14 protein-coding genes are annotated in these 13,226 nt (G+C 68.2%); 7 read left to right on the top strand and 7 right to left on the bottom strand.

The genetic code is table 11. The features are described from left to right. Positions 1–38: 38 nt before the first annotated feature. Positions 39–719, top strand: a complete 681-nt coding sequence (locus ABIB42_RS07415) for an ABC transporter ATP-binding protein (RefSeq protein ID WP_005667949.1) — start codon at positions 39–41, stop codon at positions 717–719. Positions 720–729: 10 nt separating this feature from the next. After that, a complete protein-coding gene (locus ABIB42_RS07410) occupies positions 730–3,138 on the top strand; it encodes an ABC transporter permease (RefSeq protein ID WP_429248156.1) in 2,409 nt (802 codons plus the stop codon). 4 nt (positions 3,139–3,142) lie between these two features. Here the strand turns inward: ABIB42_RS07410 and ABIB42_RS07405 are convergent, their stop codons facing one another. Continuing rightward, positions 3,143–4,624, bottom strand: coding sequence for an alanine/glycine:cation symporter family protein (locus tag ABIB42_RS07405; RefSeq protein WP_005667946.1), 1,482 nt, complete (start codon positions 4,622–4,624; stop codon positions 3,143–3,145). Between the two features lie 167 nt (positions 4,625–4,791). Here ABIB42_RS07405 and ABIB42_RS07400 point away from each other — a divergent pair, with 167 nt between their 5' ends. The 4 genes from ABIB42_RS07400 (at position 4,792) to ABIB42_RS07385 (ending at position 6,553) form a co-directional block, all read left to right on the top strand. Beyond that, positions 4,792–4,989, top strand: coding sequence for a hypothetical protein (locus tag ABIB42_RS07400; protein ID WP_005667945.1), 198 nt, complete (start codon positions 4,792–4,794; stop codon positions 4,987–4,989). Positions 4,990–5,080: 91 nt separating this feature from the next. Then, entirely contained in the window at positions 5,081–5,533 is a 453-nt protein-coding gene (locus ABIB42_RS07395) for a DUF2147 domain-containing protein (protein WP_273034173.1), read from the top strand. Between the two features lie 39 nt (positions 5,534–5,572). Further along, positions 5,573–5,914, top strand: coding sequence for an SMR family transporter (locus tag ABIB42_RS07390; protein WP_005667942.1), 342 nt, complete (start codon positions 5,573–5,575; stop codon positions 5,912–5,914). A gap of 171 nt (positions 5,915–6,085) precedes the next feature. Further along, on the top strand, positions 6,086–6,553 hold the full coding sequence (locus ABIB42_RS07385; RefSeq protein WP_071360423.1) for a hypothetical protein: 468 nt from the start codon (positions 6,086–6,088) through the stop codon (positions 6,551–6,553). Positions 6,554–6,560: 7 nt separating this feature from the next. Here the strand turns inward: ABIB42_RS07385 and ABIB42_RS07380 are convergent, their stop codons facing one another. From ABIB42_RS07380 to ABIB42_RS07370, 3 genes are read right to left on the bottom strand one after another with little or no spacing between them, the layout of a single operon-like run. After that, positions 6,561–7,166: a response regulator transcription factor gene (locus ABIB42_RS07380; RefSeq protein ID WP_071360424.1), complete on the bottom strand. Its 606-nt coding sequence runs from the start codon at positions 7,164–7,166 to the stop codon at positions 6,561–6,563. Then, positions 7,163–8,281 carry a sensor histidine kinase gene (locus tag ABIB42_RS07375; RefSeq protein WP_312487299.1) on the bottom strand — a complete coding sequence of 373 codons (1,119 nt, stop codon included), beginning with the start codon at positions 8,279–8,281 and terminating at the stop codon, positions 7,163–7,165. The genes ABIB42_RS07380 and ABIB42_RS07375 overlap by 4 nt, the downstream gene beginning before the upstream one ends. After that, the gene (locus tag ABIB42_RS07370; protein WP_429248155.1) at positions 8,278–10,092 is read right to left on the bottom strand and encodes a CIA30 family protein; all 1,815 of its coding nucleotides are present in this window, start codon (positions 10,090–10,092) and stop codon (positions 8,278–8,280) included. The genes ABIB42_RS07375 and ABIB42_RS07370 overlap by 4 nt, the downstream gene beginning before the upstream one ends. Positions 10,093–10,577: 485 nt before the next feature. On the opposite strand from ABIB42_RS07370, the gene ABIB42_RS07365 reads away from it, so the two are divergent. Continuing rightward, positions 10,578–10,979 carry a hypothetical protein gene (locus ABIB42_RS07365; protein ID WP_429248154.1) on the top strand — a complete coding sequence of 134 codons (402 nt, stop codon included), beginning with the start codon at positions 10,578–10,580 and terminating at the stop codon, positions 10,977–10,979. Positions 10,980–10,988: 9 nt separating this feature from the next. Here ABIB42_RS07365 and ruvB read toward each other — a convergent pair whose 3' ends face one another. From ruvB to ruvC, 3 genes are read right to left on the bottom strand one after another with little or no spacing between them, the layout of a single operon-like run. Then, positions 10,989–12,056: a Holliday junction branch migration DNA helicase RuvB gene (ruvB, locus tag ABIB42_RS07360; RefSeq protein WP_005667936.1), complete on the bottom strand. Its 1,068-nt coding sequence runs from the start codon at positions 12,054–12,056 to the stop codon at positions 10,989–10,991. Positions 12,057–12,071: 15 nt separating this feature from the next. Then, complete coding sequence (gene ruvA / locus ABIB42_RS07355) at positions 12,072–12,650, bottom strand: Holliday junction branch migration protein RuvA (protein ID WP_005667935.1); 579 nt, start codon at positions 12,648–12,650, stop codon at positions 12,072–12,074. Between the two features lie 15 nt (positions 12,651–12,665). Further along, on the bottom strand, positions 12,666–13,205 hold the full coding sequence (gene ruvC, locus ABIB42_RS07350; RefSeq protein ID WP_071360429.1) for a crossover junction endodeoxyribonuclease RuvC: 540 nt from the start codon (positions 13,203–13,205) through the stop codon (positions 12,666–12,668). Between the last annotated feature and the right edge of the window lie 21 nt (positions 13,206–13,226).

Genomic DNA, 13,226 nt, shown 5'->3' with positions numbered 1-13,226 from the left:
ACCAGGTTTATCATCGATATCTCAACAGGAAACTCCTTATGCTCAAACTTTCAGGCGTCAGCAAGATCCACGTGGCGGGCGAAGTCCGGACCACGGCCCTCGACCGCATCGACCTCGAGATCGGCGCCGGCGAATACGTCGCCATCACCGGCCCTTCCGGCTGCGGCAAGTCGACCCTGCTCGGGGTGCTCGGCCTGCTCGACGTGCCGACCTCGGGCGCCTTCCTGTTCGACGGCCATGACGTCAGCGGCTGGAGCGAGGCGCGCCTGAACGGGCTGCGGCGCGGCATGGTCGGCTTCATCTTCCAGAGCTTCAACCTGATCGAGGAATTGAGCGTGTTCGAGAACGTCGAACTGGCGCTCGAATACACCGGCGTGCCGGGCGCCGAGCGCCGGCGCCGCGTGCAGGCCATGCTGGAACGCCTGGGCGTGGCCCACCGCAGCAAGCACCGGCCGTCGCAGCTCTCGGGCGGCCAGCAGCAGCGGGTGGCGATCGCGCGCGCGCTGGTGGCCGGGCCGGCCGTCCTGCTGGCCGACGAACCGACCGGCAATCTCGACACCGCCCACGGCGACGAGGTGATGCGCCTGCTGCGCACCATCAATGCCGAGGGCACGACGGTGGTGATGGTCACCCACTCGCCCGCGCACGCGGCCCAGGCCTCGCGCACGGTGCGCCTGCTCGACGGGCGCATCGTGGTCGACGCGCTGCAGGCGGCGTGAGGAGACCGATATGCTGCTGCGCGACTTTCGTATCGGCTGGCGACTGCTGGCCAAGGACCGCTCGTATTCGGCGGTCGTGATCCTCGGGCTGGCGACCGGCATCGCCGCCTGCTTCCTGCTGCTTGGCCTGGTGCGCCACGCGTTCTCGTACGACCGCCACGTGCCGCAGCATGAACAGGTATTCCGGCTGCTGCAACGCTGGAACCTGGAGCTGCTCGGGACCAAATGGGATCCCATGGCGAGCCTGCCCGCGCGCGACGCCGCGCTGGCCAGCGGCCAGCCGGTGCTCGCCACGGCCTTCGTGTCGCGCCCCCTGGATGCGCGGGTCGGCAACCAGGTCAAGGCTTTCAGGCTGACCCTGGTCGATCCGGCCTTCCAGCAGATCTTCTCGCCAAGGGTGCTAGCCGGCGACCTGCAGGCCGCGCTCGCCAGGCCCGGGGCGCTGGCGCTGAGCCGCGCCACGGCGCTCAAGCTGTTCGGCCGCATCGACGCGATCGGCGCCACGCTGCAGGGAGACGGCGCCACCTATACCGTGGCGGCGGTGCTGGAAGACCAGCCCGCGGCCACGACGACGCCGTACGAGGCGCTGGCCGGCTTCGACGGGCCCTTCCTTCCCGCCGAAGTGCGCCGCGAACTGGAGACTTCATGGGGCTTCAGCGGCGGCGCCGTCTATGTGAAACTGCTGGACGGCGCCGACCCGGAGCGCGTGCTCGACAACATCCGGCGCCAGCTGCGCGAGTCGTCCCTGGTGCGGCGCAATTTCGCCGAACAGGTGGCGGCCCTGGGCGGGCGCGACCTGATCGACTACCGGCTGGACCCGCTCGCGGATGCCTACCTGGCGCCCGACGTGGATGGCGCGATGATCGAGCACGGCAACCGCCAGGGCATGCTGGGCCTGGCCGTGGTGGCCGGCCTGATCCTGCTGCTGGCGGCGACCAATTACGTCAACCTGGCCACCGTGCGCACGCTCGCGCGCCAGCGCGAGATCGCGATGCGCAAGGTGCTGGGCGCATCGGCGCCGGCGGTGGCGCGCCAGTTCCTGGCCGAGTCGGTGTTGATCTGCCTGCTCGCCACCCTGCTCGGGCTGTTGCTGGCCTGGCTGCTGCTGCCGGCGTTTTCCGACCTGGTGCAGCGCGAGTTCGATGCCATGTTCAGCCCTGTCGCGCTGGCCGCCACGCTGGCCCTCGGGCTGCTGCTCGGCCTGGCCGCGGGCGCGTACCCGACCTGGTCGGCGCTGCGCGTGCGCCCCGGCGCCGCGCTGGCCGGACGCGGCGCCAGCGAGACCGCGCGCGGCCTGTGGCTGCGGCGCGCGCTGACCGTCGTGCAGCTGGCGACCGCCATGGGTTTGACGGCCACGACGCTGGCGGTGAGCTGGCAGACGCGGCATGCCAGCGCGCTCGATCCCGGTTTCGACATGGCGCCGCTCTTGATGTTCCCGGCCATTAACGATGCGCGCGACGCGCGCATCCGGGCCCTGCGCGACGAAATCGCGCGCCTGCCCGACGTGGCCGGCGTGGCCCTGTCGCATATGCCGTTCAGCGTCGGGCACAACATCACCAGCCTGCGGCGCGAGGGCGGCGCGGTGATCGACCTGCAAAACTATGCGGTCAGCCCGGAATTCTTCGACGTGTTCGGCGTCAAGCCGCTGGCGGGACGCCTGTTCGATGCGGCGCTCGACCAGCCGAAGCAGCCCGACCGGGTCGTGATCAATGCCAGCGCCGCGCGCCGGCTGGGCTTCGCCAGCCCGCACGACGCGATCGGCAAGACGCTTCTAAGGCCCGGAGCAGGCCGGGACGCGGTGCGCATCGTCGGCGTCGCCCCCGACATCCGCCACCGCTCGGCGCGCGACGAGCAGCCGCCGGCCGCCTATGTCCTGAACGACCGGGTCGGCATGTTCACGGTGCGCACCCGCGCCAACCCCGATGCGACCGCACGCGCCATCGAGGCGCTGTGGCCGCGCCACTTCCCGAACGAGACCCTGGGCGTCATGCGCATGCAGAAGGTGGCCACGGACCTGTTCTACGCCGACGACCTGCGCCTGTCGCAATTGCTGGCCGCGTCGAGCGCCATCGCCAGCGCCATCGCGGCCTTCGGCATCTATGTGCTGGCCGCCTACACCGTGCAACGGCGGGAAAAGGAGATCGTGCTGCGCAAGCTGTACGGCGCCAGCCGCGGCGCGATCAGCCGGCTGGTGGCGCGCGACATCGGCCTGCTGGTCGCGGGCGGGGCCGCCCTCGGCCTGCCGCTGGCCTGGATCGCGATCGAGCACTACCTGACAGGTTTCGCCACCCGGGCGCCGATCGGCGGCTGGACGCTGGCGCTGGGACTGCTGCTGGCCTGCGCGGTGGCACTGGCGGCCACCGTGCGCCACGCGCTGGCGGCGATGCGCCTGCGGCCGGCGCAGGCGCTGCGCGAATAGCGTCTTACTTTACCGGCGTGTCGAGGCGCACGCTATCTTGCTGCGTGGGCGACGCGGCGTTACGCTGCACCCAATAGTCGGCGTTCTTGATGCCGAGCGCGACCGGATCGAAGACCGGATCCTTGCCGGCTTTCTTCTGCGCTTCGTAGTCGCGCAGGCACTTGAAAGCGACGTTGCGCAGCAGGACGATCGCCACGATGTTCAACCAGGCCATCAGGCCTACGCCCATGTCGCCCAGCGCCCAGGCGACATCGGCGGTCTTGACAGCGCCGTAGACGGTAGCGGCCACGATCGCGATCTTGAGCGCGAAATTCAGCCACGGATGGCGCGCATGGCGGTCCATGTAGGCGATATTGGTCTCGGCGATATAGTAATAGGCGACGATCGTGGTGAAGGCGAAGAACAGTAGCGCGATCGCCACGAACAGCGCGCCGAAGCCCGGCATCACGTTCTCGAGCGCGGTCTGCACGTAGCCGGGGCCGGCCGCCACGCCCTGCACGCCGACGAACATCTGGGTGCCGTCCGGCGCCTCGACGTTGTACTGGCCGGTAATCAGGAGCATGAAGGCGGTGGCCGAGCACACGAACAGGGTGTCGATGTAGACCGAGAAGCCCTGCACCAGGCCCTGCTTGGCCGGATGGCTGACTTCGGCGGCGGATGAGGCGTGCGGGCCGGTGCCCTGGCCTGCCTCGTTCGAGTACACGCCGCGCTTGACGCCCCACATGATGGCCATGCCGATGATGGCGCCAAAGCCGGCGTCAAGGCCGAAGGCGGAGCTGACGATCAGCGAGATTACCGCCGGCAACTGTTCAATGTGCAGGAACACGATGACGCAGGCAACCACGATATAGCCCAGCGCCATGAAAGGCACCACCAGCTCGGCGAAGGTCGCGATGCGCTTGACGCCGCCGAAAATGATGAAGGCCAGCGCAATGGCCAGGACGGCGGCGGTGACGTTCGGATCGATGCCGACGGCCGTCTTCAGCCCCTCGGCGATCGAGTTGGCCTGCACGCCGGGCAGCAGCAGGCCGGTGGCGAACACCGTCGCGATCGCGAAGGTCCAGGCATACCATTTGATGCCCAGGCCCTTTTCGATATAGAAGGCGGGACCGCCGCGGTACTGCTTGCCGATCTGCTCCTTGTAGACCTGGCCCAGCGTCGACTCGACGAAGGCCGAGCTGGCGCCCAGGAAGGCTACCACCCACATCCAGAACACCGCGCCAGGACCGCCGAAGGTGATGGCGGTGGCCACGCCGGCGATGTTGCCGGTGCCGACCCGGCCGGCGAGCGTCATCGTCAGTGCCTGGAAGGAGGACACGCCCTGCTCCGAGCTTTTTCCTTCAAGCATCAGGCGGGTCATCTCCCGCACATGGCGCACCTGCAGGAATCGTGACCGGAGCGAAAAATACAGCCCCACGCCCAGGCACAGCGCGATCAGCGCGGGGCTCCAGATGATGCCATTGATGGCGGTTACCAGATCGTTCATGCAAAGTCCTTGTCGCGTGGGAGAGGTTGAAGATTTACCTTTGGTAAAGATGCCACAAGATACATTAATTAGAGGGAAATTTGCATCGAAAAAAAATAGATTGGCCTCGCAATCGAGCACCGTTTCATGAGAAATGGCATCTAATAAATACATGATACGATCTGCCCATGGACCGACGAAGCGACTACAAGACCTCCCTGCGCATCGACGCCGTGATTCACGAGGCGTCCATCGACCAGCGCACCAGCGCCGCGCGCCAGCTCGCCGAGCTCGGCGTGCCGCTGGAAGTGACGATGCGGGTGCTGACCCGCCCGGCCGAGCGGCGCCACCAGGTCACGCCGGAAGACGTGCGCAACGCGCCGTAGTTTTGGAGGGAATCCTCTGATTTCAGGCCGTCCTGTCTCCAGGCGACTTTGCTACACTCTGCCGTACCAACAACAATACTGGAGACCTACCATGCGCCACCTGATGCACGTCGGCCTGATCGCCGCCGCCATGCTCGCCCTGCCCACCGCCGCCCTCGCGCAGAGCGCCTCGCCGGTCGGCACCTGGAAAACCATCGATGACGAAACCGGCAAGCCGAAGGCGCTGGTGCGCATCACCGAAGAAGGCGGCGTCCTGACCGGCAAGATCGAGAAACTGTTCCGCCCGGCGGACCAGGACCAGAATCCCAAGTGCGTCAAGTGCAGCGACGCGCGCAAGGACCAGCCGATCATCGGCATGACGATCCTCTCCGGCCTCAAGAAAGAAGGCAACGAATACACCGGCGGCCAGATCCTCGATCCGTCCAACGGCAAGACCTACAAGAGCAAGGCCAGCCTGGCCGACAACGGCAGCAAGCTCGAAGTGCGCGGCTATGTCGGCGCGCCGATGTTCGGCCGCACCCAGACCTGGCAGCGCGAACAATAAACCTCAACGCGGCCCGGCGACGGGCCGTTTTTCTTCCTGATGACCCTGAATCAAGCCTATATCTTTCTTGGCTTTGCCATCGTCGCCGAAGTGATCGGCACCACCGCCCTCAAGGCCTCCGACAGTTTTACCCGCCCGCTGCCGAGCCTGATCACGGTCGGCTGCTACGCCCTGTCGTTCTACCTGCTCACCTTCAGCCTGCGCGTGCTGCCTACCGGCATCGCCTATGCGATCTGGTCCGGTGTCGGCATCGTGCTCATCTCCCTGGTCAGCTGGTTGTATTTCCGGCAAAGCCTGGACCTGGCGGCGATCGCCGGCCTGGCCCTGATCATCGCCGGGGTGCTGGTGATCAACCTGTTTTCGAAGAGCGTCGGGCACTAGCGCACGCCTGGTTCACGCGCCAGGCAATGTCGGCTATGCTGACGTCAAGATCGTGTCAACCTCGCGTCAACCGCGACGTGTTGCCGGACGTTACTTCCTGCCCACCTTCGAGGCGCCATGAAACCAACTTCCGTAGCACGTGCCGCACGACCCGTCTTCCGCGGACGGGCCATGCGCGTGATTCGCCTGCTCAGCCTGGCTGGCGGCGTGTTCGGCATCCTGTTGCCGGCCGCCTTGCTGGCCTCGACCGCGCACGGCATCCCGGACTGGATCGAGCCGTATATCGTGCTGGTCGGCGTGGCGCTCGGCTCGGGCGGCTTCTTCCTGGTCGCGATGGCCGGCCACCGCATGAACCGCGACGCCATGCTGCGCTCGTTCGCCGCCCTGCTCCTGATGATGCCCTTCGGCGCCAGCGGCATCGTGATCTGGCATGCCAGCAATATGCTGATGGTCTGGCTGTGCACCTTCCTCTTGATGCTGACGATCTTGCTGTACCTCAGCTTCATCTATCCGCTGACCCATGTGCCGCAGCAGCCGATCGTGCCCAGGACGCCTTCCCGGCGTGCACCCAAGCCTATGCAATGGGTCCCGCTACGGCGCAACGGCCAGCGCGAACGCCGCTTCACGCAGCCATCATAGCCAGCCGTCATAGCCAACCCGCATCGCGCGCCATCCGGTACGCTTCCACGCGATTCCCGGCGCCCAGCTTGCTGATCGCCTCCGACAGATAGTTGCGCACCGTCCCCTCCGACAGGTGGACCTGGCGCGCGATCTCGACGCTCGAGCGCCCTTCTCCCGCCAGGCGCAGCACTTGCCGTTCGCGCTCGGTCAGCGGGTCGCCGCCGCCGTTCCAGCTTTCCAAAGCCAGCTCGGGCGCGATCGCGCGCCCGCCGCCATGCACGACGCGGATGGCGTCGGCCAGCGCCTCGACTGGCGCATCCTTGAGCAGGTAGCCGCGCACGCCCGCCTCCATCGCGCGCCGCAGGTAGCCGCTGCGGGCGAAGGTCGTCACCACCACCACGCGGCACGCCAGCTTTCTCGACGACAGCGCCTGCGCCAGTTCGATGCCGGTCATGTGCGGCATCTCGATATCGGTCAGCACGATGTCGGGAACGAGGCGCTCGCACAGGGCCAGCGCCTCGCGGCCATCGAGCGCGCCGGCCACCACCTCGATGTCCGGCTCCAGCCGCAGCAGCGCGCTCAGGGCCCCCAGCACCAGCTTCTGGTCTTCGGCGATCAGGACGCGGATCATGCCGGCACCTGCAGCTCGAGCGCCAGGCCGTCGCCGGCCGCCAGTTTCAAGCGCCCGCCGAGCGCCGCCACCCGCTCCTGCATGCCGGCCAGCCCGTTGCCATGCCTTAACTCATCGGTATCGCGCAGGCGGCCGTCGTCGTGCACGCGCAGCACGGCGTGGCCGGCTTCGCGGCTCAGCGACAGCGTGCAGCGCGACGCCCGGGCGTGGCGCACGATGTTCGTCACCGCTTCGCGCACCGCCAGCGCCAGCACGTGCTCGGCGGCCGGGGCCAGGTCGATGCGCTCGACCCGTTCGTCGAGCGCCACGTCGGCAGCCTGCAGGCTGGCGCGGGCGCTGGCCAGGGCCTGGGCCAGGCCGCTCTCCCGGTAGCCGGTGACGGCCGTGCGCACCTCGGCCAGGGCGGTGCGCGCGCTGGCTTCGATGTCGGCGATTTCGCGCGCGCAGGCGGCGTCGTCGCGGCCGGCCAGCTTGCGCGCGAGTTCGGCCTTGAGGGCGATCAGCGACAGCGAATGGCCGAGCAGGTCGTGCAGGTCGCGCGAGATGCGTTCGCGCTCGGCGATGCGCGCCATGTGCTCGACTTCTTCCTGCTTGCGCATCAGGCGGGCGCGCGAGTCGCGCAGGCGCTGGTCCATCAGGGTCGACAGGCCCACCGGCAGGCCGACCAGCAGCAGCGGCAACAGGAACACCAGTTGCATCCGGCCCTCGACCAGGAACGACGCCGCCGTCCCGCCGGCGAGCACCGCCAGCATGCCGCCGACGGCGTGGCCGGGCCGCGGGATGCGGGCGCACATGGCGCAGGCAAAGATGAAGAAGCAGGCGGCGCCCGAATTCCAGTGCGCCCACGCTGCGCCGAGCAGGCAGCCGGCCGCCACGCAGGCGTGGACCTGCCAGCCGCGGGCCCAGAAGCTGAAGCAGTACAGCGCGACGAAGACCGGCAGCGTCAGCGCCAGCAGGGCCGCCTCCAGCGCGCCGGGCGCCACATAGGCGAACTTCCAGAACAGGTAGCCGAGCGACAGCAGCCACAGGTATTGCAGCCTGCCGTAGGCGGGCGGGATCCAGGGGCGCGCCAGCGCGTTTCGGAGCGTCGTCATCATGGTTGGCTCGGTCATCATTCTTGCTCCAGCAGGCGCACGTCGGCGAGTTCGAAGCGGTAGTCGCCCGGTTGCGGTCCGGCACTGAATGCTAGCATGGCGACGGCGGCCGGATCGATGCCGGCAAAGGCCGACAAGGGCACGCTCACTTCTTCCCATTCCCCCTTGGCCACGAAGGGCACCATGCTCGGCCGCTGGCTGCCGGCGCCCATCATCATCACCTGGTAGGTCTTGCCGTCGCCGCGCACCTTGAAGCGCAGGATCTTCGCCGCGCTCAGGTCGGCCGGCTGCATCGGCTGGGCGCCGGGCATGAAGGCCACGCTGGACCAGGCGAACGGCAGGCCCGGCGCGACCGTGGCGCGCACCGCCAGCGGCACTTGCCCGTCGGGCAGCGGCGCCAGCACGTCGAGCTTGACGGTCGACTTGCCGCCCGCGAACTGGTCGGTCGACGGCAGCCAGCCGCTGCCGAACGGGCTGCCCAGGCGGCTGGCGCTGAAGTCGCTGATGCGGCCATCCGGCGGCAGCGCCTGGCGGGTGGCGCCGCCGCTTTCCTGCGCCACCCGCTGGCGTCGCGCATCGCGCAGGGGATTGGCGCTCTGGCCATCCTTCCACACCTCGACGATGTGGCGCGTGGCCCTGACGTCGGCCGCGGGATTGCCCTCGACCAGCAGCAGGTCGGCCTTGCAGCCCCTGGCGATGCAGCCGCGCCGGCCCAGCCTGAAGGCCGCGGCCGGGACGCTGGTGGCGGCGGCCAGCGCCTCGGCCGGACTCAGGCCGGCCTCGACCAGCGCCGCCAGTTCGCGGTGCATGCTGATGCCGTACAGGGTGCCGGCGTTGCCCGCATCGGTCCCGGCCAGGATCGGCACGCCGGCCTTGCGCAATGCGGCGGTGACGGCTTTCGGCGCCGCCAGCGCCTGCGGCCGCGCCTGCGCGCCGTAGCGCGCCTTGAGCGTGGCGGCGCCTTCGCGGTCGACCAGCGCCGCCAGCCGGGCGTCGGCGAGCAGGTCGTCGCCGCGCACGCCGGCCATGCTTTCCAGGACCGCGAAGGTCGGGATCACGAAGGCGCCCCTGGTCCTGGCCAGCCGGGCCAGACCGTCGACGGCCTGCCGATCGGGCGCGGCGCCCAGGAACAGGTGCACCAGGCCGTCGGCGCCGGCCTCCAGCGCGGCACGCGCATCCTGTTCGTTGCTGACGTGGACCACGGCCAGCTTGCCGCGCAGGTGGGCGGCCTCGATCAGCGCCCTGGCGGTCGCCAGGTCGATCGAATTCATCCTGCTCGTGCCCTGCCCGCCGGCTTCGAGCACGATCTTGATGAAGTCGGAGCCTTCGGCGATGCGCGCGTCGACGAAGTCGCGCGCCTGCTCCGGCCGGCTCAGGGTCGGGATGGGCAGGCCGTACTGGGTGCCGTGGCCGTTCGGGGCAGTGGCCAGCGTCCCGGCCGAGAACATGTCGGCCCGCCCCGCATTGCGGCCGGCCGCCATGCTGCCCTTCACCTCCTGCATCAGCGGCACGGCGGTGAACATGTCGACCTGCGTGGTGACGCCGAACAGCAGCGGCAGGTCGAGCTGCCTGAACGCGTGGGTATGGGCGTCGATCAGGCCCGGCAGCAGGGTGCGGCCGGCGCCGCCGACGATGCGGCTGCCCGCGGGCGGCGCGCCGCGGAAGTCGGCGTCGACGATGACGCCGCCGTCGAACAGCACCGAACGGCGTTCGTGCACGGCCTTGCCGTCGAAGACGCGCACGTCCTGGACCAGGGTGGCGGCGGCCAGGGTCGTGCCGGACAGGGCGACGCAGGTGGCGACGAATAAGGTTTTCAGGACGGGGATGGGCATGGTTTCCTCACGAGTTGGTGTGAAACCAGTATGTCGGTGCCGCCGCCGGCCCGACAGAATCGCTTGCCATCAATCCTGGCTGACAAATGTCATCCGCCCAGTTCCGGATGCTGCCATCCGGATCGCATCGCGCTTCCTTCCACTCAGACTTGGTAGCCGCCGCCGACCTCGATCGACTCGGCATTGACCCAGGCCAGTTCCGGACCCGGCAGGCTGGCGATCACGCGCCCCACTTCATCCGCCTCGCCCACCCGTCCGAGCGCTGTCTGCGATGCGCGACGCGGCGCGGATCGCCGCGCATGCGCGCGGAAATACCGTGCGATCGGCGACCGGGATGTGACAAGGCGTCGCGCACGAAGAAACAATTACGACAAGTATTTTTTCTTGTGTGCCATCTTGGTTCCACTGCCGGACAGGCAGCATGTTTTTCGTATGGCTATCCATGAACCGACGTTTGTCGTCTCTTCACCCTGCAAGGATGTGCCATGATCTTTCTTCGACTCGCCAGCCTGGTGGCCGGCGTGCTGGTGCTCATCGCACCCGCCATACTGATCCGCGTCGGCGGCATGCCCCCGGATACGGGCCGGGCCGGCGCGGCGCTCGCCTGCGTGGTGCTGGCCTCGAGCGGTTTCATCATGATCGGCATGGCGGGCCAGCGCCTGCGCCGCTCGGCCTTGCTGCGCACGGCGGCCGCGATCCTGCTGGGCGTGCCGACGGTCGCCAGCGCCGCACTGCTGTGGCGCGGCAGCTCGCCCGCGGTATTGTGGCTGGCCGGCGCCGTCATCGGCTTGAGCGTGCTGCTGTACCTGAAGCTCGTCTACCGGCCTGCGCCCCTCCTCGCCGCGCTGTTGCAGCGGCGGCGCCGTCATCCCGCGCCGGGAGCCTGAGCGCGCGATTCAGCCGGGAGGCAAGTTATCCCACAAATCGCCCGTCGGGCTGATGCGCGGCGCGGTGACGCCGAAGTGCTGGTAGGCCAGCGGCGTGGCGATGCGTCCGCGCGGGGTGCGCTGCAGATAGCCCTGCTGGATCAGATACGGTTCGAGCACGTCCTCGATGGTGTCGGCGGCCTCGCCGATTGCCGCCGCCAGGTTGCCGATGCCCACCGGGCCGCCGGCGAACTTGAACAGCACCGCCTCCAGCAGCTTGCGGTCCATGACGTCGAAGCCGACGGTGTCGACGTCGAGCATCTTGAGCGCGCGGTCGGCCATCTCGCGCGTGATCTCGCCATTGCCCTTCACTTCGGCGTAGTCGCGCACGCGGCGCAGCAGGCGGTTGGCGATACGCGGCGTGCCGCGCGCGCGCTTGGCGACTTCGCGCGCGCCGTCCTCGTCGATCGGGGCTTCCAGCAATGCGGCGCTGCGCGCCACGATCTTGGTCAGCTCGTCGACGTTGTAGAACTCGAGGCGCGCCACGATGCCGAAGCGGTCGCGCAGCGGATTGGTCAGCATGCCGGCGCGGGTGGTGGCGCCGACCAGGGTGAACGGCTGCAGGTCGAGCTTGACCGAGCGCGCGGCCGGACCCTCGCCGATCATGATGTCGATCTGGTAGTCCTCGAGCGCCGGATACAAAATCTCCTCGACCACCGGCGACAACCGGTGGATCTCGTCGATGAACAGCACGTCGTTCGGCTCGAGATTCGTGAGCAGCGCCGCCAGGTCGCCGGGACGCTCGAGCACCGGGCCCGAGGTCTGGCGCAGGTTGACGCCCATCTCGCGCGCGATGATGTGGGCCAGCGTCGTTTTACCCAGGCCCGGCGGACCGAACAGCAGGGTGTGGTCGAGCGCCTCGCGCCGCTTGCGCGCCGCGTGGATGAAGATCTCGAGCTGATCGCGGATCTTTTCCTGGCCGACGTATTCGTCCAGCTGCTTCGGACGCAAGGCGCGTTCGATCGCCTCTTCGTTGGGCGAGGCCGGCGCGGCGTCGATCACGCGGTGTTCGGTGAAGTTGTCGGTCTGGATGCTCATTGCTCAGATTCTTCCTCAGCCTTTGGACAGCGCCTTCAGCGCGAACTTGATGCCGTCCGAGACGCTCGAGCCGGCCGGCATGTTCTTGATCGCGAGGAGCGCTTCCTTGTCAGAATACCCCAGCGCGGCCAGCGCATTGAGCACGTCCACCTGCGCGTCGTCACGCGCCGCGCCGGCGACCATGCCGATGTCGGCGCCCAGCTTGCCTTTCAGTTCGAGCAGCAGGCGTTCGGCCGTCTTCTTGCCGATGCCCGGCACCTTCACCAGGCGGCCGGTTTCCTGCAGCGTGACGGCCTGCGACAATTCGGCCACCGACATGCCGGACAGGATCGCCAGCGCCATGCGCGCGCCGATGCCGGTGATCTTGATCAGCTGGCGAAACAACGCGCGTTCGGAAGCGGAGCCGAAGCCGAACAGCAGGTGCGCATCCTCGCGCACCACCAGGTGGGTGAACAGCACGACTTTTTCGCCGGTATGCGGCAAGTTATAAAAGGTGCTCATCGGCACGTCGACTTCATAGCCGACGCCATTGCAATCGACCAGCACGTGCGGCGGCGCTTTTTCGAGCAGGATTCCAGAGAGGCGACCGATCATCGGTAAGGTTCCTAATTAAGAGACGAGACGGCTGTTCTTCATGCGCAGCGCCTGCATATCGGGCGACAGCGTGCCCAGTAGCGACAAGGTGTCGATGCTGTGAGCATGGCAGATGGCGACGCCCAGGGCGTCGGCGGCGTCGGTGCCCGGCAGGCCCGGCAGCTTGAGCAGGCGCGCGACCATGTCCTGCACCTGCGGCTTGGCCGCCTTCCCGGTGCCGACCACGGCCTGCTTCACCTGCACCGCCGTGTATTCGGCCACGTCGAGGTCGGCGCTGACCAGGGCCGTGATCGCCGCGCCGCGCGCCTGGCCCAGCAGCAGGGTCGATTGCGGGTTCACGTTGACGAAGACTTTTTCGATGGCCGAACAGGCCGGGCGGTAGGTGGCGATGATTTCGCTGACGCCGTGCAGGATGACCTTGAGCCGCGGCGGCAAAGCGCCCTCCAGCCCGGTCTTGATGGTGCCCGAGGCGATGTAGCGCAGCTTGGCGCCGTGTTTTTCAATGACGCCGAACCCCGTCGTGCGCAGGCCCGGGTCGATGCCGAGAATAATCATTATGGAATGTTACCCCGGCTG

The organism is Massilia sp. UYP32, assembly GCF_050434365.1.
Taxonomy (GTDB): Bacteria; Pseudomonadota; Gammaproteobacteria; order Burkholderiales; family Burkholderiaceae_D; genus Telluria; species Telluria timonae.
Note: the sequence above shows the minus strand (reverse complement) of the source record. Positions and strands in the feature narration are given on the sequence as shown.

Bases quoted from the DNA above. Each gene is read 5' to 3' on its own strand.
- ABIB42_RS07410 (WP_429248156.1), top strand. From the start codon at position 730: ATGCTGCTGCGCGACTTTCGTATCGGCTGGCGACTGCTGGCCAAGGAC.
- ruvC (WP_071360429.1), bottom strand. From the start codon at position 13,205: ATGATTATTCTCGGCATCGACCCGGGCCTGCGCACGACGGGGTTCGGC.
- ABIB42_RS07375 (WP_312487299.1), bottom strand. From the start codon at position 8,281: ATGATGACCGAGCCAACCATGATGACGACGCTCCGAAACGCGCTGGCG.
- ABIB42_RS07405 (WP_005667946.1), bottom strand. From the start codon at position 4,624: ATGAACGATCTGGTAACCGCCATCAATGGCATCATCTGGAGCCCCGCG.
- ABIB42_RS07390 (WP_005667942.1), top strand. From the start codon at position 5,573: ATGACCCTGAATCAAGCCTATATCTTTCTTGGCTTTGCCATCGTCGCC.
- ruvA (WP_005667935.1), bottom strand. From the start codon at position 12,650: ATGATCGGTCGCCTCTCTGGAATCCTGCTCGAAAAAGCGCCGCCGCAC.
- ABIB42_RS07380 (WP_071360424.1), bottom strand. From the start codon at position 7,166: ATGATCCGCGTCCTGATCGCCGAAGACCAGAAGCTGGTGCTGGGGGCC.
- ruvB (WP_005667936.1), bottom strand. From the start codon at position 12,056: ATGAGCATCCAGACCGACAACTTCACCGAACACCGCGTGATCGACGCC.
- ABIB42_RS07415 (WP_005667949.1), top strand. From the start codon at position 39: ATGCTCAAACTTTCAGGCGTCAGCAAGATCCACGTGGCGGGCGAAGTC.
- ABIB42_RS07365 (WP_429248154.1), top strand. From the start codon at position 10,578: ATGATCTTTCTTCGACTCGCCAGCCTGGTGGCCGGCGTGCTGGTGCTC.
- ABIB42_RS07370 (WP_429248155.1), bottom strand. From the start codon at position 10,092: ATGCCCATCCCCGTCCTGAAAACCTTATTCGTCGCCACCTGCGTCGCC.
- ABIB42_RS07385 (WP_071360423.1), top strand. From the start codon at position 6,086: ATGCGCGTGATTCGCCTGCTCAGCCTGGCTGGCGGCGTGTTCGGCATC.
- ABIB42_RS07395 (WP_273034173.1), top strand. From the start codon at position 5,081: ATGCGCCACCTGATGCACGTCGGCCTGATCGCCGCCGCCATGCTCGCC.
- ABIB42_RS07400 (WP_005667945.1), top strand. From the start codon at position 4,792: ATGGACCGACGAAGCGACTACAAGACCTCCCTGCGCATCGACGCCGTG.